This window comes from Micromonospora sp. HM134, from assembly GCF_007833915.1.
Classification (GTDB): domain Bacteria; phylum Actinomycetota; class Actinomycetes; order Mycobacteriales; family Micromonosporaceae; genus Micromonospora; species Micromonospora wenchangensis.
The window spans coordinates 606,289-624,442 of the sequence record NZ_CP041061.1 but is presented as its reverse complement, the minus strand read 5'-3'; the positions used below and the strand labels follow the sequence as shown (position 1 = coordinate 624,442).

The following is an 18,154-nucleotide window of genomic DNA, read 5'->3' as shown; positions in this document are numbered from 1 at the left end:
CGCGAGCATGGCGACGGTTCTTCAGAAACCTGTCAGGATCGGCGAATCCACACGGGTTCCTGACATCACGCCCCGACCGTGGTCGGCATGTCATACGCGTTCGTCACCACGGCCCGCCGCTTCGCCGTACCGGCGCTGGTGGTCGGTTGCCTGCTCGCTGGTTGTTCCGCCGCCCCGACCGACGACCGGGCCGACGGCTCACGGGTGGCCTCGGTACGCAGCCCGACCGCCCGCGCCACCGGCCCCGCCGACGTCGAGGACCAGCGCCCGCTGATCCCCCTCGACGCCACCCAAGACGAGATCGAGGCCCTGCGGGCGGTCTGGGGGCGGTGTGTGGCGAAGGAGGGCGGCCCCGGCTACGAGGACGGCCGGAGCGTGATCTGGAAGGAGAGCCAGAACGACCCGAAGGCGAAGCGGGTACGGGCGGCGTGCCGGTCGACGGAGCCGGAGTTCTTCGAGGAGCGCCAGAAGCGTACGGACAACGCGGCGTTCCGGGACAACCAGCGCGAGTGGTACCGGTGCGCCAAGCAGGCCGGTTACCGGTTGACCACGCCCGACGAGGACGGCGAGTTCGGGATCACCGAGGTCGGCCCGAACGGTGACTTCCAGTCGCCCAAGATGACGGCGTGCCGGCGGGAGGCGTTCAGCCGGTGACCGGGGCGTCGGGCCACCCAACAGCCCAATATCCACCTTTCGGCTGGTAATCAGCCCTCCGTTCGGGTAGGTTCGGTCCAACGAATGGACTACATGACGCGGTGACCATGCCCGTGATCGTGACCCTGCGACAGCACGCAGCCCGTCCGCGTGCTCAGCCGATGTGTCGCCTCCGATCAGCGGGCACCTGCGGAAGGTCCAGCATGCTCACCACCTCCGAACCGACCCTCGACCCGGACGGCGCCACCGCCGACGACCTGGTGGCCACGATGGCAGCCCTGCCGGCCGGCGATCCGCGTCGGCCGGCGCTGCGGGAACGCGCCATCGAGGCGTGGCTGCCGCTCGCCCGGCACCTGGCCCGCCGCTACGCCGGGCGCGGCGTCCAGGACGACGACCTCACCCAGACCGCGGCGGTCGGTCTGATCAAGGCGGTCGACCACTTCGACCCGGCCCGGGGCGTCGCCTTCACCGGGTACGCCATTCCCACCGTGGTCGGCGAGATCAAGCGGTACTTCCGGGACCGCACCTGGTCGGTGCGGGTCCCCCGCCGGCTCCAGGAGCTACGGCTGGCGATCAGCGAGGCGAACGGCACCCTCACCCACACACTGGGGCGGTCGCCGACCGTCGCCGACATCGCCGCCTACCTCGACCTGTCCGAAGAGACCATCCTGGAGGGGCTGGAGGGGGCCCGCGCCTACCGGGCGACCTCGCTGTCCACCCCCGTCGGCACCGACAGCGGCATGGAACTCGCCGACACCCTCGGGGCCGAGGACCACGACCTCGAACTCGTCGAGATCCACGTCGCCCTCGGCCCCGCCCTCGCCGCCCTGCCGGAACGCGAACGCCTGATCCTGACCCTGCGGTTCCACGGCAACCTGACCCAGGCGGAGATCGCCGGCCGGATCGGCATCTCGCAGATGCACGTCTCCCGGCTGATCAGCCGGGCACTGGCCACCCTGCGCGGCCGGCTCGTCCGCGGGTGAGTACGGCGGGCCACCACGGGTAATCCGCGGCCATGGCTCGCTACACGAAACCCGAGCTGCGCGAGCAGCTCAAGGAGGAGATCCGGGCCGGTGACCGGGGTGGACGACCGGGGCAGTGGTCGGCGCGCAAGTCGCAACTGCTGACCCGCGAGTACCAGCAGCGCGGCGGCGGCTACCAGGGCCCACGGGACGAACGGCAGCAGTCCCTGCGCCGCTGGGGCGACCAGAAGTGGCGGACCAGGCGGGGCACCACCCGGGCCCGGCACGACGGTGAGACCGACCGGTACCTGCCCGACAAGGCGTGGAAGCAGCTCTCCCCGCAGCAGCAACGGGCCACCGACGCGCGTAAGCGCCGGGCGTCGACCTCCGGCCGGCAGTACGTGGCCAACACCGGCCCGGCCAAACGCGCACGCCGCAGCGTCACCTCGGGTGGGTCGCTGACCGAGCTGACCGTCGCCGAGGCGACCCGGCACGTCCGCGATCTCGACACCGCACAGCTACGGGCCGCCCTGCGGGCCGAACGCCGGGGCAAGGGGCGTAAGACGCTGCTCCGGCGGCTGGAGTCCGCGCTGGACCGCCGCTGACCGGACCGGCGCTCCGGCTTGCGGCCGTCGGGCCACCGCCCGTACGGCGGCCCGGGGCGTGACCGCTGCCGTCGGGTCGCCGGGCCGGTCGCCCGTGCGGCGGCCGGCACCGGGAGTGCATATCCTCGACGGGTGGAGGACAGCGAGCAGATCGTGCTGGCCGAGATGCTGCAGTCGGCCGAGGACGCCGCGCCGGTCGAGGCGGTCGAGGCGGTCACCGGGGCGATCGCCACGGCGTTGAACGCGCTCGGCGTCTCCCTGCTGATCGCCGCCCTCAGCGGCCGGGCCCTGGTCCGGCTGACCCACCAGCCGGGCGCCGCCGGGCCGGGCCGCCTCCAGGGCGAGGAACTCGCCGAGGTGCTGCCCTTCGACGGCGGCCCCTACGAGCAGGCGGTACGCCACCAGGTCCCCCGGGTGCTTCCCGGCGACGGGCGGTGGACGCTGCTCGCCCCCGTCACCGAGCGCGGCGAGGCCATCGGCCTGTTGGAGATCGACCTGCCCGACGAGCCGGACGCCGAGGTGATCGAGCGGGTCGCCCGTACCGCGCACGCGTTGGCGTTCGTGGTGATCGCCAACCGGCGGCACACCGACCTGTTCGAGTGGGGGCAGCGCAGCACCCCGTTCACCCTCTCCGCCGAGATCCAGCGTCGGCTGCTGCCCGCCTCGTTCACCTGCGAGGCCGGGGCGTTCGCCCTCTCCGGCTGGTTGGAGCCGGCCGCGAGCGTCGGCGGGGACACCTTCGACTACAGCGTGGCCCGGGACGTGCTGCACCTCAGCGTCACCGACGCGATGGGCCACGGGGTCGCCAGCGCGCTGACCGCCACCCTGGGGGTGGGCAGCCTGCGCAACACCCGCCGCCGGGGGGTGAGCCTCACCGGTCAGGCCGACGAGGCCAACCGCGCCATCGCCGCACACGCCAACGTCCGCGGCGCGTACGTGACGGCGGTGCTGGGCCGGATCGACCTGCCCACCGGGCGCTGCGAGCTGCTCAACGCCGGGCACGTGCCCCCGATGCTGGTGCGTGACGGCCGGACCACGATGCTGGAGCTGCCCGGCAACTTTCCGCTGGGCATGTTCCCCGAGGCGGGGTTCCGCAGCGGGGAGGTCGTCCTGCGGCCCGGTGACCGGCTGGTCGTGGTCACCGACGGGATGCGCGAACGCAACGCCGCCAATCTCGACCTGCCGGCCGCCCTGCGCGACATCGCCTCGTTGCACCCCCGCGAGGCGGTCCGGGCGCTGTCGGACGCGGTGCTGTCCACCGCCGGCCCCGACCTGGCCGACGACGCCACCCTGATGATCGTCGACTGGTACGGCGACCACGGGCCGCGCCGCAGCACCGCCGGTGCGGACACCGAGCGGGCCAGCGCCTCGTCCCGGTGAGGATGCTCACGCCACCGGGGATGCCACCTCGGCGTCGCGCACCGTGTCGAAGATGTCGATGACCTGGTCGACCGAGGTGATCGACAACACCGTCCGGACCGACCGGCGGACCCCGGCCAGCCCCAGCCAGCCGTTGCGTTCCCGCAGCTCACGATAGGCGACAACCAGCGCGCCGAGGCCGCTGGAGTCCATGAACCCGACGCCGGTCAGGTCGACCACCACCACCCGGGTGCCACCCTCGACCACCTCGCGTAACCGTTCGCGCAACTGGGGCGTGGTGCTCATGTCCAGGTCACCGGCGACTTCGACCACCGTGCCGGCCCCCTCCCGGCGGGTCGACAGCGTGAATTCCACCCGAACCCCCTTCGTCAAGGCGTACCGGACATCCGGCGACGCGGTACGTCGTACCCACGGTGCCAGAATCCGAACGGGAGCGCTCGCGGACGTCCGCCGGGTGTCCCGGTGCGTCCGGGGGTGCGGGCGGTGACTCGACGGTTGGCGTAAGGACCGAGGCACTCGCTCCTACGACTGTCGTGACCTGCGTGATCGCCCGGGAGCAATTGCGTACGGCTTGCCGCGCAAACACGTACATAGCTCACCTGGGCGTCTTGACCAGCACCGCATCGTCGGTACGGTCCTTACTCACGCGACGCGTTTCTCCCGATGTGGACGTCGCGGCTGGTCTTCGATCGGAAGGCGACACATGACAACTCCCCCAACCACCAGGGCACGCCGGGGTCGACGGACCCTCGGCCTGATAGCCGCCGGGCTGCTGCTGGCCGGCGCGCTCCCCGGCACCGCGTCGGCGGCGGAGCCCGATCCGCGCGTCGGCCTCGGCGGCGGCTGGCTCGACGCACAGTCCGCGATCAGCAATCTGGAACACGTCGCACACCGCGACAAGCCGGCCGGATTCGTCGACCCGACGAACCCGGGCAACGGCGGGTACTACAACTCGGATCTCGCCTTCGGCGGCCGGTACGCCTTCCAGGGCAACTACAACGGGTTCACCATCGTCGACATCGCCGACCCGGCCGAGCCGACGCTGGTCACCAGCGTCGTCTGCCCCGGCGGGCAGGGCGACCTCTCCGTGCACGGCAACCTGCTGTTCATGTCGGTCGAGGAGAGCCGGGGTCGGGTCGACTGCGGCACCAACCCCAACGTCGGCACCCGGTTCCAGGGGGTGCGGGTCTTCGACATCAGCGACGTCCGCAGCCCGGTGCAGGTGGCGGCCGTCCAGCTCTGCCGTGGCTCGCACACGCACTCCGTGGTGACCGACCCCCGCGACGCCGACAACGTCTACGTCTACGTCTCCGGCACCACCTCGGTGCGGCCGGCGACCACGATGGAGGGCTGCAACAACAACGCGGCCGACGGGGAGAACCCGTCACGGTGGCGGATCGACGTCATCAAGGTGCCGCTGGCCGCCCCGCAGGACGCCGCCGTGGTGAACCAGCCGAGGCTGTTCCAGGACCCGGTCACCGGTCGGGTCGACGGCCTCCAGAACGGCCCGGTGACGCCCCGGCACCCGTCCGGGTCGACCTGGTCGCCCACGCCGAACACCAACGCCTGCCACGACATCACCGCGTACCCGGAGATCGGGCTCGCGGCCGGCGCGTGCCAGGGCAACGGCATCCTGATCGACATCTCGGACCCGGCGAACCCGAAGCGGATCGACGAGGTGGCCGACCCGAACTTCGCGTACTGGCACTCGGCGACGTTCAACAACGACGGCACCAAGGTGATCTTCACCGACGAGTGGGGCGGTGGCAGCGGCGCACGCTGCCGCGACACCGACCTGCCGCAGTGGGGCGCCAACGCCATCTTCGACATCGTCGACCGGAAGATGACCTTCGCCAGCTACTACAAGCTGCCGGTGCCCCAGTCGTTGCAGGAGAACTGCGTCGCGCACAACGGCTCGCTGATCCCGGTGCCCGGCCGCGACGTCATGATGCAGGCCTGGTACCAGGGCGGCATCTCGGTGTTCGACTTCACCGACTCGAAGAACCCGCGCGAGATCGCGTACTTCGACCGGGGACCGGTCAACCCGAGCGCGCTCGTGCTGGGTGGCTTCTGGTCGGCGTACTGGTACAACGGCAACCTCTACGGTAACGAGATCGCCCGGGGCTTCGACGTGTTCAAGCTGACCCCCAGCGCCCACCTGTCGGCGGCCGAGATCGAGGCCGCCACCCAGGTGAAGCTGGCCGGGTTCAACGCCCAGGGGCAGCCGAAGATCAGCTGGACGCCGAGCTTCGCGCTCGTCCGCGCCTACCACGACCAGTTGGTCCGGGCCGGCGCGATCGACCAGGCGTTGAGCGCGGAGGTCGACACGGCCCTGGGCCGGGCCGGCGGGTTCGCCGCCGAGGGCAGGCGGTTCGCCGCCGAGACGCAACTGCGGACGCTCGCCGACCGGCTCGACGCCGCGGCGTACGGGACGCTCCGCAGGGCCGTGGTGGACCTCGCGGACACCTTCAACCCCCGGGTCTCCGCCACGGTGGGCCCGGCCGAGCCGACCGGCAACAACGGCTGGTACACCGATGCCGTCACGCTCACCCTGACCGGCCTGATCCCCGGCATGTGGACCGGCCAGTACTCCGTCGACGACGGCGTGACCTGGGTGGACGTGCCGGCCAGCGGCGTCGCGACGATCAGTGCCGAGGTCAGGGGTTCGGTGCGGTACCGGGCGGTCGACGGGGCCGGCAACACCTCCCGGCAGGGCAGCCAGTGGCTCAAGATCGACCGGACCGCCCCCGAGGTGCAGGTGTCCGGGCTGACCGAGGGCACGGCGTACGGCGACTCCGGCACGGTGACGGTGGACTGGACGGTCACCGACACCGGTTCCGGGCCCGGCATCAACCCGGACAGCGCGCTGCTGGACGGCAAGCGGGTCGCCCGGGGGGCGACGGTCACCCTGTCCGGCCTCCCGCTGGGCAGCCACACCCTGACGGTGACCGCGAAGGACAAGGCCGGTAACACCACCAACCGGTCCGTCACGTTCACCACCACGACGTCCTTCGCCGACCTCCAGGCCCTCGTCGACGGCTACCGGTCCGCCGGCACCGTCAGCGCGGGCAACGCCGACAAGCTGACCACCAGCCTCGGCAAGGCCGGCGCGGCGGCCAGCGGCGGCCAGCCGGCGGAGGCGGTCACCCACCTGACCGCCTTCCTCGACCAGGCCCGCGCGCTCAACGCCATCGGGGCGCGCAACCTGCTGGTCCGCGACGCCCAGGCGCTGATCGACCAGTTCGACAGGTAACCCGCCCGGTCCGGCCGGACCGACGGGACCGCACGGAACCGGGGCCTGCCCAGCATCGCTGGGCAGGCCCCGGCCGTCCCCGACCGTTGTGGCCCCGGGCCGGCGCCGCCTGGCGGCGGCTCAGCCGAGCTTGGCCAGCATCTGCTGCATGCGCTGGATCTCGATGCCCTGGTCGGCGTTGACCTCCCGGGCGAACTGGTCGCTCGCCGGTTCCAGGCCGCCGCCGGCGGCGTACAGCTGCTCCACCATGGTCAGTGCGCCCTGGTGGTGACGGATCATCGCGGTGAGGAAGAGCCTGTCGAACTCCGTACCGCGCGCCTGCTTGAGCTGGTCGAACTGGGCGGCGGTGAGCATCCCCGGCATGAGCGCGTCGTGCGCCGCCCCGTCGTGCGGGCCGGCGGCCGGCACGTTGCGCTCGGCGAGCCAGGTGCGCATCCGGGCGATCTCGTCGCCCTGCGACACCTCGATCCGCTTGGCCAGCAGCGTCACGTCGGGGCTGGTGGTACGCCCGGGCAGCAGCGCGGTCATCGCCAGGGCCTGGGTGTGGTGCGGGATCATGCCCTGCACGAAACGGCTGTCGGCGGCGGTGAACCCGGGCGGCGAGACCTGCGACAGGTCGGTGCCGGACAGTTGCCGGCCCGGCTGCCCGGGTGCGCCGGGCTGCACCACGCGTGACGTCGGCGGTTGGTACGCCGGGTCGTCCCGGCCGGCCCAGACGGCGACGCCCACCGCCGTGCCGAGGACGGCCGTGGCGACCACACCGGAAACGACCACGCGACGGGGCAGCGGCACGGTTCACCTACCAGTCCTGGGCTTGAGCTGCGCGGATTCCATGGGCATAGTGCCTCACCCCGACCCCGCCCACCAGCCCACGAGCCGGTGGATTCGACCCGCCCCCGGGCGACTTTTGTACGACCATCGAAAAGTTTCCCCGAATCGATCCAAAGTGCTAGTGTCTGCGATCAATCTTTGGTGTGACGCGTTCCCTACCGGACCGCCAACGGGAGAAAGTGGCGCGGTCCCCCGGCCGGGCCCACCACCACTGGAGGCACCATGACCACCCCGCACCGGCGGCACCGGCGGCGCAGATCCGCGCTCGTGGCCGCCGGCACCGCCCTGGCGACCGCGCTCGCCACCGGGTCCGTCGCCCCGGCCACCGCCGCCCCCGCCGCCGACCTGCCGCCCCAGGAGCCCGGCGTCACCCTGCGCACGTACGACATGGGCACCCCGCTGTCCGCGCTGTGCACCCTCAAGCCCGCCCAGACACCGAACGTCGACAAGCTGATGCCGCAGGTCAACTGGAGCAGCACCGACGACTTCGGGCTCTCCGACCGGTTCGTCAGCCACGTCACCGGCAACCTCGCCGCACCCGTCGACGGCGCCTACGCCTTCCGCCTCACCAGCGACGACGGCTCCCGACTGAGCATCGGCGACACCGTCGTCGTCGACCACGACGGGCTGCACGGGGAAACCGCCAAGGAGGGGTCGACCACCCTCACCGCCGGCCGGCACCCGCTGCGCATCGAGCACTTCGACGACGGCGGCGGCCAGGTGCTCCGGCTGGAATGGCGTCCGCCCGGCAGCGCCGACTTCACCCTCGTCCCGACCTCCGCGCTGAGCACCGACGCCGGGGTCGTCCGGGTCACCGCGCCCGGCTGGAAGTACTGCGAGGGGGCCACCGACTCGGCCGGCGACGGCCTGCCGCTCGACCGGGTGCACCCCGGCTACACCCTCACCGACCTGCGCCCCGACGGGTTCCGACCACAGGTCACCGGGATGGCGTTCCGACCCGACGGCGCGCTCGTGCTGAGCACCTGGGGCGGCACCGACAACGCCACCGGCGAGATCTGGGTGGCCACGGGCGCGACCGGCGCGACCGGCCCCGACCAGGTCACCTACCGCCGGTTCGCCGACGGGCTGCGCGAGCCGCAGGGCGTCGCCGTGGTCGACGGCACCGTCTACGTCAGCCAGAAGCACGAACTGACCGCGCTGCGCGACACCGACGGCGACGGCGTCGCCGACGACCGGCGTACGGTCGCCACCTGGCCGTGGGGCGGCAACTTCCACGAGTTCGCGTTCGGCCTGCTCTACCGGGACGGGTTCTTCCACCTCAACCTGTCGGTCGCGATCAACCAGGGCGGGGCCACCACCGTGCCGCAGCCCGCGCCCAACCGGGGCACCTCGATCACGGTGAACGCCCGGACCGGCAAGATCACGTACGTGGCCGGTGGGCTGCGCACCCCGAACGGGATCGGCTGGGGGCCGCGCGGCGAGGTGCTCGTCACCGACAACCAGGGCGGTTGGCTGCCCGCGTCCAAGCTGGTCCAGATCCAGCAGGGGGCGTTCTTCAACCACTACACCACCCCCGACGGGCCGTACGACGACAAGCCGGTCACCCGGCCCATCGTCTGGCTGCCGCAGAACGAGATCGGCAACTCCCCGTCCAGCCCGGTGCTGTTGACGCAGGGCCCGTACGCCGGGCAGCTCGTCGTCGGCGACGTCACCTACGGCGGCCTGCAACGGGTGTACCTCGACGAGGTCGAGGGGCAGTACCAGGGGGCGGTGTTCCGGCACACGCAGGGCCTGGAGGCCGGCGTCAACGAGGTCACCCTCGGCCCGGACGGCGCGCTCTACGTGGGCGGCGTGGGTGCCGGCGGCAACTGGGGCCAGGAGGGCAAACTCAGCTACGGGTTGCAGAAGCTCACCCCCAACGGCACCTCGACCTTCGAGGTCAAGCAGATGCGCGCCACCGCCAACGGGTTCGACCTGGAGTACACCGAGCCGGTCTCGACCGAGACCGCCGCCCGGCTCGCCGAGGCGTACCAGGTGACGCAGTGGCGCTACGGGGCGACCAGCCAGTACGGCGGCCCCAAGCTCGACCTGGAGAAACTCACCGTGACCAGGGCGGTGCTGGCGGCCAACGGGCGCACCGTGCGGCTGCGGATTCCGGGCCTCAAGGAGAACCGGGTGGTGCACGTCCGCTCGCCGCGCCCGTTCTCCGCCGCCGACGGCGAGCAGCTGTGGAACACCGAAGCCTGGTACACGCTCAACGAGATCCCCGGCCGGGTGGCCCAGCCGCAGACGTTCTTCGAGGCCGAGGAGGGCCGTACCGTCGGCGTCGGGATGGCCACCGACCACGCCGCCTACTCCGGTGCCGGCTTCGCCGCCGGATTCGCCGACGACGGCGCGTCGACCCGGATCTCCGTCGACGTCCCCGAGGCCGGCAACTACGACCTGGCGATGCGCTACAGCAACGGCCCCAACCCGTTCTCCGGCCCGAAACAGCTCAGCCTGCACGTCAACGGCAAGCGGATCGAACAGACGATCTTCCCCTCCACCGTCACCTGGGAGGAGTGGGGCACCGTCACCACCAAGGCGCACCTGCGCCGGGGCCGCAACATCGTCGAGTACCGCAAGGAGAGCGCGGACTCCGGGCACGTCAACCTCGACGTGCTCGCCGTCCGGCCACGCGGGGAACGGATCACCCTCTTCGACGGCGGCGACCTCACCGAGTGGCAGCACACCGACGGGCGCGAACCGGAGTGGACGCTCGACGGCAACACCATGACCGTACGCGGCGGCGACCTGCGTACCGTGCAGGCGTTCGGCGACTTCCGGCTGCACGTCGAGTTCAACCTGCCGCTCTACCCGCCGGAGGTGACCGGCCAGCAGCGCGCCAACAGCGGGGTCTACCTCCAGGACCGCTACGAGATCCAGGTGCTCGACTCGTTCGGCATCGACCCGCCGCAGAACAACGACGCCGCCGCCATCTACACCCAGAAGGCGCCCGACGTGAACGCGGCCCGACCGCCGCAGACCTGGCAGACGTACGACATCGAGTACCGTCAGGCCCGCTACGACGCGGCCGGCGTCAAGGTGGCGAACCCCCGGGTCACCGTGGTGTGGAACGGCGTCACCGTGCACGACGACGTGGAGATCCTCGGCCCGACCGGCGGCAGCCGGCCCGAGGGTCCGGCGGCCGGCGCGATCCGGCTCCAGGACCACGGCAACCCCGTCCAGTACCGCAATATCTGGATCAAGCCGCTGGCCGGGTGACCCGGCCGGCAGGCGATGCGGCCGGGACCGTTGCGGCGGTCCCGGCCGTTCCGCGTCGCGAATCGGCCGGCCGTCGTCGTGGCGCGGACCGCCCGCCGCTCCCGGGAATCGCGGTACGGTCCGGCGCCCTGCCACCGACGCAGATACCGTCCTGATCGGACAGTAGGGACAGGACGGTCGAGGGGGAAGCCATGACGTCGGCGTGGCCACCCGCCCCCATCGGCATCGATGCCGACCGCTGGGTGACCCGGTCGGTCCGCCGCACGGTACTCGCCGTGACCCACACCGTCGCGAGCTGCCACCGGCTGCTGGACGTCGTCGGCCACGTCGAGAGCGATCCTCGGGTGCAGGTGGTCTACACGGTGGCACCGGACGTCTTCAACCACCAGGTGAACCAGCTCCTCGACCGGCTCGGCGCGCTCGTCCTGCCCTGGCAGCAGGCCGTCCGGGAACGCTTCGACCTCGGCCTCGCCGCCGCCCACGGCGGGTTGCACCAGGTCCACGCCCCCCTGCTGCTGATGGCCCACGGAGCCGGGCGCAGCAAACGGGTCCGGTCCGGCCCGGACGCCGGGCCGGCACCCACCGACCGCCCCGTCTACGGCCTCGACGCGCAACGGCTCACCCATGACGGGCGGGTCCTCCCGGCGGCGCTCGCCCTCTGCCACGACTCCGAGGTGGAGGTGCTGCGACGGCAGTGCCCGGAGGCGGTCGGCGCGGCGGTGGTCGTCGGTGACCCCTGCGTCGACCGGCTCGTCGCCAGCCTGGCCCGACGCCCCGACTACCGGCGGGCTCTCGGGCTCGGTGAGCAGCAGGAACTCGTGGTGGTCGCCTCCACCTGGGGCCCGGACGGCAGCTTCGGTCGTTGGCCCGACCTGCTTCCGCAGGTGATGACGCAGCTCCCGGCCGACCGGTACCGGGTCGCCGCGCTGCTGCACCCGGCGATCTGGGCCGCCCATGGGCACCGCCAGGTCCGCGCCTGGCTCCGGGGGTGCCTCGACGCCGGGCTGCTGCTGCCCGAGCCGACCGAGGACTGGCGGGCCCCCCTGGTCGCCGCCGACCATGTCATCGGTGACCACGGCTCCGTCACCGCCTACGCCGCCGCCGTCGGACGACGGACCCTGGTCCTTCCCACCCCGGAGCCGGCGCCCGCCCCCGGAACACCCCAACACCTGCTCGCCCTCCACGCGCCCCGGCTGGACCCGCACCAGCCGCTGCTGCCCCAGCTCGCCCGGACCGGCGAGGTCGACCGGGCGGCGGTGACGGGCGCGTTGACCGCCCGTCCGGGCGACGCCGCGCTGCTGCTGCGGCGCACCATGTACCGCCTGCTCCAGCTCACCGAGCCCGACCGGCCCCCGCGGACCGGCCCCGTCCCGGTGCCCCGCTCCGGCCACCGGGACACCGATCCGAGCGGGTGACCCGTCGTCCCGGCACCGCCGGCCACCCCGCACGGGTCGCTCAGCGACCGGGCGTCGGACCCCCGGGCAGGTCGGGGAGCGGCGACCGCGACGGACGCCACTCCAGCAGCAGCGCCGTCGCGTCGTCGTCGAGCTGCCCCTCCTGGTAGGCGACCACCGCGCGCACCAGCCGGCGCATCGTCTCCGGGGTCGCCAACCGGTCGTTGAGGGCCCGGTTGACGAAGTCGACGAGACGCTCCAACCCGAACCGCTCCCCGTCGACGCCGCGCGCGTCGGTGATGCCGTCGGTGTAGGCGAGGATGCGGTCCCCCGGATGCAGCTCCTCCTCGTACACCTCGGGGCGGTGGGTCGTCAGGTGGCCCAGGCCGAGCGGGAGCGCGGTCGGGCCCGGCAGTTCGCGGATCGCCTTGCCGTCGCGCAGCAGCAGGGCGCCCGGGTGACCGGCGTTGATCACCCGGAGCCGACCGGTGCTCCGGTCCAGCTCGGCCAGCAGCGCGGTGGCGAACAGGTGGGGGTGCTCGGAGCGCACCCACCTGTCGATGCTGATCGCCGTGTCGACCAGGTCGAGGCCGCACCGGCGGGCGTTGCGGTAGGCGCTGACCACGAGGGAGGCCAGGGTGCTCGCCTTGATGCCGTGCCCGCAGGTGTCGAACAGCCCGACGCTGAGCACGTCACCGTTGAGGGCGTAGTCGACGATGTCGCCGCCGACGTCGTAGCACGGTTCGAGGATGGTGGTGAGCAGCATGTCGTCGGTGGCGAAGGTCAGCGGGGGCAGCAGGCCCCAGACGATCTCGGCGGCGACCTGCATCGGCAGCCGACGTCGCAGCCGCTCGACCACGTCGCCGTACGGTCGGCGGTTCACCACCAGTTGACCGACGCAGGTCGCCAACTCCCAGGCCGGCTCGTCCATCGCCGGGTCCCCGGCGACCGGCGAGACGATCTCCAGGACACCCATCCGCTCGCACCCGACCAGCAGCGGCACCCAGACCCGGTCCGGGCTGTCGGCCGCCCGCTGCACGTCGAGGCCGGTGAACGCCCGACCGGCGAGGGTCGTCTCGATCGACAGCTCACCCCGGTCGAGGCCGGCACCGAGCAACGGTACGAGACTGGCCTGCTGGTAGTCGGCCAGGTAGATCACGATCTCGGTGGCGTCCATGGCTGGCGCAGCCCGGTTCACCAGCATGGGCAGGTCGTCCGGCCCACCGCGGGGTGCGGCGAGTTGGAGCCAACGCACCGCGTCACCCGCGTCGACCATCTACCTGAGCCTCCCCCACGTTGTCCTCCACACCGTAGGAGTCACGGGGACAACCCGCCACCGGCCGATACGGGGGCACAGCGGACAGGGAGAATGCCGGTGGCGGACATCTCCGGCCCGCCCGAACGCAGGAGGCAGCGTCGTGATCGTCGCAGGGCTCGTCCTGGCCGGAATCTCCGGCCTCGTCCACGTCTACATCTTCTACCTGGAGTCCGTCGTCTGGACCTCCGCCCGCGCCCGCGCGGTCTTCGGCACCAGCCGCCAGGAGGCGGAGGTGACCCGGCAGCTCGCCTTCAACCAGGGCTTCTACAACCTCTTCCTGGCGGTCGCGGTGGTCGTCGGCATCGTCGCGTACGCCGTGGGCGCGCACACCGTCGGCGCGACCCTGGTCTTCGTCGGCGCCGGGTCGATGGTCGCCGCCGGTCTGGTGCTGCTGATCTCGGCACCGTCCAAGGCCAGCGCCGCGCTCAAGCAACTCCTCCCTCCACTGCTCGGCGTCGTCGCCCTGGCGGTCGGGCTCAGCCTCGGATAGCGAGGCGGGACAGCGACGCTCCGTGATGTCCTCGTACGATGCTGCCACCGTACGACCGACAGGAGCGCTCCATGTCCCCTCATCGCCCACGGTGGGCTGCGGCCGTCGTCGGCTGCGTAGCCCTCCTGCTCACCGGTTGCGGGCAGAGCGACCCGGCGGCGGCGCCACCCTCGGCGAGTGCGACGCCGACGACCGTGACCAGCACCACCCTGGCCGCCTCGACCCCGACCACCGCCGCACCGGATCTGCCGACGTTGCAGAAGCAGGCGACCGCCGCGCTGATCGCCCCGGGTGGCCTGGTGGCCGTCGGAGGTGCGCGTAAGCCTTCGGAAGACGAGAAGGAGACCTTCTGGGTGACCGACGTGTGCGACCGGAACATCGCGGCCGACGCCGGCCCGGTGCACGCCAGCCACGCCCGCACCTGGTCCGCCGACGGGCTGTGGGTGCGCAACACGACCCACGCGTACACCGTCCCCGGCACCACCGTGCTGGCCCAGGTGAAGGAGGCCGTCGGCAGTTGCAAGAAGTACAAGTCGCAGGACGAGTCGATCGCCATCCTCGGGCCGGCGACCCTGCCGAGTTACCCGGGTACGGAGGCGCGCTACGGATACTGCTACCGCACCGAGCGGGCCAGCGGGACGGACTTCGTCGCCTGCGACGCCTTCCTCGCCCGGGGCAACCTGGTGTCGGCCGTGATGGTGATCCGGGGGTCCAGCCGCAAGAGCAACACCGACGGCCTGGTGGTCGTCGCGGCGGTGGCCGCCGAGGCGCTCGGCCGGGGCGCGGCCTGAGACCGGGCGCGCCGGTCAGGGACGGTAGCGGTAGCCCATGCCCGGCTCGGTGATCAGGTGCCGGGGCCGGGCCGGGTCGACCTCCAGCTTGCGCCGCAACTGCGCCAGGTACTGCCGCAGGTAGTTGGTCTCCTGCTGGTACTCCGGCCCCCACACCTCGTGCAGGAGCTGACGTTGGCTGATCAGCTTCCCGGGGTGACGCAGCAGCCGTTCCAGCACCGCCCACTGGGTGGGGGTGAGCCGGACCTCGGTGCCGTCGTCCCGGGTGACGGTGCGGGCGGCGAGGTCGACGGTGTGCCGCCCCACCCGGGCGGTCGCGGTGGCGTCGGCCGGTGAGGTGGCGAGGCGGCGGGTGACGGCGCGGATCCGGGCGAGGAGTTCGTCCACCCCGAACGGCTTGGTGACGTAGTCGTCGGCACCGGCGTCGAGGGCGGCGACCTTGTCGGCGCTGCCGGCCCGGCCGGAGAGCACGATGATCGGGATGCCGGTCCAGCCGCGCAGGCCCCGGATCACGTCGACGCCGTCGAGGTCGGGCAGGCCGAGGTCGAGCACCACCAGGTCCGGCGGGTGGCCGGCGGCGGCCTTCAGCGCGGCCGTGCCGGTCCCGGCGACCTCGACGTCGTACCCCCGGGCGCGCAGGTTGATCCGCAGCGCGCGGAGGATCTGTGGTTCGTCGTCGACGACCAGGATGCGGGTCACCGGACCGGCCTCTCGTAGGCGGCGGGTAGCCGCAGCACCATGGTCAGCCCTCCGCCGGGGGTGGTTTCCGGGGTGATGCTGCCACCCATCGCCTCGGCCAGCCCCCGGGACAGGGCCAGCCCGAGCCCCACCCCGGTCTGGTTGTCCCGGTCGCCGAGCCGCTGGAACGGCAGGAACACGTGTTCCCACCGGTCCTCGGGGATACCGGGGCCGGTGTCGATGACCCGCAGCTCCACCCGCCCGGCGTGGGCGCTGGCGGTGATCGTGGGGGGCCGGCCGGCCGGGCTGTGCCGCAGCGCGTTGGCGACGACGTTGACCAGCACCCGTTCCAGCAGGCCCGGGTCGGCGTCGACCGCCGGCAGGTCGGCGGGGATGTCGGTGCGCACCCCGGCGGCGGCCGGCCCCAGCTCGTCCAGGGCCAGCGGTACGGCGTCCTCCAGCCCGACGGCGGTGCGGGTGACGCCCAACGCGCCGGCCTGCAACCGGCTCATGTCGAGCAGGTTCGCCACCAGCCGGCCGAGCCGGTCCAGGGACTCGTCGGCGGTGGCGAGCAGTTCGGCCCGGTCCTCCGGGTCGAACTCGACGTCGGGGCTGCGCAGGCTGCTCACCGCCGCCTTCGCCGACGCCAGCGGCGTACGCAGGTCGTGGCTGACGGCGGCGAGCAGCGCGGTGCGCAACCGGTCGGCCTCGGCGAGCGGCCGGGCGGTGGCCGCCTCCTCGGCGAGCCGTTCCTGGCGCAGCGCGACGGCGGCCTGGGCGGCGAACGCCTCGACGATGCGCCGGTCGGCGGCCTCCAGCCGGCGACCGCTGAGCACCACGGTCAGCCGCTCGTCGACCGGCACCGTGGTCTCCCCCGCGCCGGGGCTGCCCGCCGGGTCCACGCCGACGCTGGCGACCCGACGCCACACGCCCTCCTCGTGGGCGCGGCCGGGCCGGCCGTACGCGTCGGGGGCGAGTTCCAGCACGCTGACCGCGCGCAGCGCGAAGGTCTCCCGCAGCCGGTCCAGCAGCGCCGGCAACGGCCGCTCGCCGCGCAGCACGCTGCCGGCGACGGTGGCCAGGGTCTGCGCGTCGGCGGCGGCGCGGGCCGCCTCCCGGGTACGCCGGGCCGCCACGTCCACCACCCCGCTCACCGCGACCGCCACCGCGACGAAGACGCCCAGCGCGAGCAGGTTGTCCGCCTCGGCGATGGTCAGCGTGCGGTACGGCGGGGTGAAGAACCAGTTCAGCAGCAGCGATCCGCCGAGCGCGGCGACCAGCGCCGGCCACAGTCCACCGACCAGCGCCACCCCGACCACCCCGGCCAGGAAGATCAGGATGTCGTTGGTCAGGGTGAGGTCCGGCAACACCGACAGCAGCAGGGTGAGCAGCGGCAGGCCCAGCCCGGCGAGGGCGAACCCGAGCAGCCGACGCCGCCGGGACAGCGCCGCCGGCATGGCCGCCCCGCGCCGGCCCCGCCCGGCCTCGGGGTGGGTCACCAGGTGCACGTCGATCGCCCCGGAGCGGGCCGTGGTGGTGACGCCGACACCCCGGGCGAACAGCTGGGCGAACCGGCCGCGCCGGCTGGCGCCGAGCACCAGTTGGGTGGCGTTGACCCCGCGGGCGAAGTCGAGCAGCGCGGCCGGGACGTCCGCGCCGAGCACCTGGTGGTAGCTGCCCCCGAGGCTCTCCACCAGGACCCGCTGCCGGGCGAGCTGGGCCGGGTCCGCCCCGGCCAGCCCGTCGTTGCGGGCCACGTGCACGGCGAGCAGGTCGGCGCCCTTGCTCCGGTCGGCGATCCGGGCGGCCCGACGGATCAGCGTCTCCCCCTCCGGGCCCCCGGTGAGGGCGACGACGACCCGTTCCCGGGCCTCCCAGGTGGCGGAGATGCCCTGCTGTGCCCGGTACCGGTCGAGCTGGTCGTCGACCTTGTCGGCCAGCCAGAGCAGGGCCAGCTCACGCAGCGCGGTGAGGTTGCCGACCCGGAAGTAGTTGCCGAGCGCGGCGTCGATCCGGTCGGGCCGGTAGATGTTGCCGTGCGCCATCCGCCGGCGCAGCGCCTCCGGGGTCATGTCGACCAGTTCGACCTGCTCGGCGGCGCGGACCACGGCGTCCGGGACGGTCTCCCGCTGGGTGGTGCCGGTGATCCGGGCGACCACGTCGTTGAGCGACTCCAGGTGCTGGACGTTGACCGTCGACAGCACCGAGATGCCCGCGTCGAGCAGCTCCTGGACGTCCTGCCAGCGCTTCTCGTGCCGGGAGCCGGGCACGTTGGTGTGGGCCAGTTCGTCGACCACGACGAGGTCCGGGCGGCGGGCCAGCACGGCGTCGAGGTCCAGCTCGGTGAAGTCGGTGCCCCGGTAGCGCAGCGGGCGGCGGGGCAGCACCGTCAGGTCGCCGATCATCTCGGCGGTCTGCGGCCGGCCGTGCGTCTCGACCAGGCCGACCACCACGTCGGTGCCCCGCCCGGCCCGCCGCCGGGCCTCCTCCAGCATCGCGTACGTCTTGCCGACGCCGGGGGCGGCGCCCAGGTAGATGCGCAGTTCACCTCGTGGCACGCGTCCATCCTCCCG

The 18,154-nt window shown here is 72.9% G+C and carries 14 protein-coding genes; 9 read left to right on the top strand and 5 right to left on the bottom strand.

Features of this window, described 5'->3' with window-relative positions; all coding sequences use genetic code 11:
- Window positions 1-87 precede the first annotated feature (87 nt).
- The 4 genes from FJK98_RS03165 to FJK98_RS03150 all read left to right on the top strand — a co-directional run bounded on the left by FJK98_RS03165 (window position 88) and on the right by FJK98_RS03150 (window position 3,601).
- A complete protein-coding gene (locus FJK98_RS03165; RefSeq protein ID WP_145917680.1) occupies window positions 88-654 on the top strand; it encodes a hypothetical protein in 567 nt (188 codons plus the stop codon).
- Between the two features lie 203 nt (window positions 655-857).
- A complete protein-coding gene (locus FJK98_RS03160; protein ID WP_145917679.1) occupies window positions 858-1,637 on the top strand; it encodes a SigB/SigF/SigG family RNA polymerase sigma factor in 780 nt (259 codons plus the stop codon).
- Between the two features lie 32 nt (window positions 1,638-1,669).
- Window positions 1,670-2,221 carry a DUF5872 domain-containing protein gene (locus FJK98_RS03155; protein WP_145917678.1) on the top strand — a complete coding sequence of 184 codons (552 nt, stop codon included), beginning with the start codon at window positions 1,670-1,672 and terminating at the stop codon, window positions 2,219-2,221.
- A gap of 132 nt (window positions 2,222-2,353) precedes the next feature.
- On the top strand, window positions 2,354-3,601 hold the full coding sequence (locus tag FJK98_RS03150; protein ID WP_145917677.1) for a PP2C family protein-serine/threonine phosphatase: 1,248 nt from the start codon (window positions 2,354-2,356) through the stop codon (window positions 3,599-3,601).
- A 6-nt stretch (window positions 3,602-3,607) separates the two neighbouring features.
- On the opposite strand, the gene FJK98_RS03145 is transcribed toward FJK98_RS03150, so the two are convergent.
- Complete coding sequence (locus FJK98_RS03145) at window positions 3,608-3,955, bottom strand: STAS domain-containing protein (RefSeq protein ID WP_145917676.1); 348 nt, start codon at window positions 3,953-3,955, stop codon at window positions 3,608-3,610.
- 349 nt (window positions 3,956-4,304) lie between these two features.
- Between FJK98_RS03145 and FJK98_RS03140 the strand changes: the two genes are divergently transcribed.
- A complete protein-coding gene (locus tag FJK98_RS03140) occupies window positions 4,305-6,854 on the top strand; it encodes an LVIVD repeat-containing protein (protein ID WP_145917675.1) in 2,550 nt (849 codons plus the stop codon).
- Window positions 6,855-6,974: 120 nt separating this feature from the next.
- On the opposite strand, the gene FJK98_RS03135 is transcribed toward FJK98_RS03140, so the two are convergent.
- Window positions 6,975-7,646: a DUF305 domain-containing protein gene (locus tag FJK98_RS03135; RefSeq protein ID WP_145917674.1), complete on the bottom strand. Its 672-nt coding sequence runs from the start codon at window positions 7,644-7,646 to the stop codon at window positions 6,975-6,977.
- A gap of 261 nt (window positions 7,647-7,907) precedes the next feature.
- On the opposite strand from FJK98_RS03135, the gene FJK98_RS03130 reads away from it, so the two are divergent.
- Window positions 7,908-10,910, top strand: a complete 3,003-nt coding sequence (locus tag FJK98_RS03130) for a family 16 glycoside hydrolase (RefSeq protein WP_145917673.1) — start codon at window positions 7,908-7,910, stop codon at window positions 10,908-10,910.
- A gap of 275 nt (window positions 10,911-11,185) precedes the next feature.
- Entirely contained in the window at window positions 11,186-12,325 is a 1,140-nt protein-coding gene (locus FJK98_RS03125; protein ID WP_145917672.1) for a hypothetical protein, read from the top strand.
- Between the two features lie 40 nt (window positions 12,326-12,365).
- Here FJK98_RS03125 and FJK98_RS03120 read toward each other — a convergent pair whose 3' ends face one another.
- Window positions 12,366-13,580, bottom strand: a complete 1,215-nt coding sequence (locus FJK98_RS03120; protein ID WP_145917671.1) for a PP2C family protein-serine/threonine phosphatase — start codon at window positions 13,578-13,580, stop codon at window positions 12,366-12,368.
- A 142-nt stretch (window positions 13,581-13,722) separates the two neighbouring features.
- Here FJK98_RS03120 and FJK98_RS03115 point away from each other — a divergent pair, with 142 nt between their 5' ends.
- Window positions 13,723-14,112 carry a DUF1304 domain-containing protein gene (locus FJK98_RS03115; RefSeq protein ID WP_145917670.1) on the top strand — a complete coding sequence of 130 codons (390 nt, stop codon included), beginning with the start codon at window positions 13,723-13,725 and terminating at the stop codon, window positions 14,110-14,112.
- Window positions 14,113-14,306: 194 nt separating this feature from the next.
- Complete coding sequence (locus tag FJK98_RS03110; protein ID WP_145917669.1) at window positions 14,307-14,903, top strand: hypothetical protein; 597 nt, start codon at window positions 14,307-14,309, stop codon at window positions 14,901-14,903.
- Between the two features lie 15 nt (window positions 14,904-14,918).
- Here the strand turns inward: FJK98_RS03110 and FJK98_RS03105 are convergent, their stop codons facing one another.
- Together FJK98_RS03105 and FJK98_RS03100 are read right to left on the bottom strand one after the other, a co-directional pair.
- Window positions 14,919-15,602 (bottom strand): response regulator, encoded by a 684-nt coding sequence (locus FJK98_RS03105; protein WP_145917668.1) that lies wholly within the window; start codon window positions 15,600-15,602, stop codon window positions 14,919-14,921.
- Window positions 15,599-18,139: a DUF4118 domain-containing protein gene (locus tag FJK98_RS03100; protein ID WP_145917667.1), complete on the bottom strand. Its 2,541-nt coding sequence runs from the start codon at window positions 18,137-18,139 to the stop codon at window positions 15,599-15,601. Before FJK98_RS03100 ends, FJK98_RS03105 begins: the two co-directional genes overlap by 4 nt.
- Window positions 18,140-18,154: the final 15 nt, after the last annotated feature.

Bases quoted from the DNA above. Each gene is read 5' to 3' on its own strand.
- FJK98_RS03165 (WP_145917680.1), top strand. From the start codon at position 88: ATGTCATACGCGTTCGTCACCACGGCCCGCCGCTTCGCCGTACCGGCG.
- FJK98_RS03140 (WP_145917675.1), top strand. From the start codon at position 4,305: ATGACAACTCCCCCAACCACCAGGGCACGCCGGGGTCGACGGACCCTC.
- FJK98_RS03130 (WP_145917673.1), top strand. From the start codon at position 7,908: ATGACCACCCCGCACCGGCGGCACCGGCGGCGCAGATCCGCGCTCGTG.
- FJK98_RS03120 (WP_145917671.1), bottom strand. From the start codon at position 13,580: ATGGTCGACGCGGGTGACGCGGTGCGTTGGCTCCAACTCGCCGCACCC.
- FJK98_RS03160 (WP_145917679.1), top strand. From the start codon at position 858: ATGCTCACCACCTCCGAACCGACCCTCGACCCGGACGGCGCCACCGCC.
- FJK98_RS03155 (WP_145917678.1), top strand. From the start codon at position 1,670: ATGGCTCGCTACACGAAACCCGAGCTGCGCGAGCAGCTCAAGGAGGAG.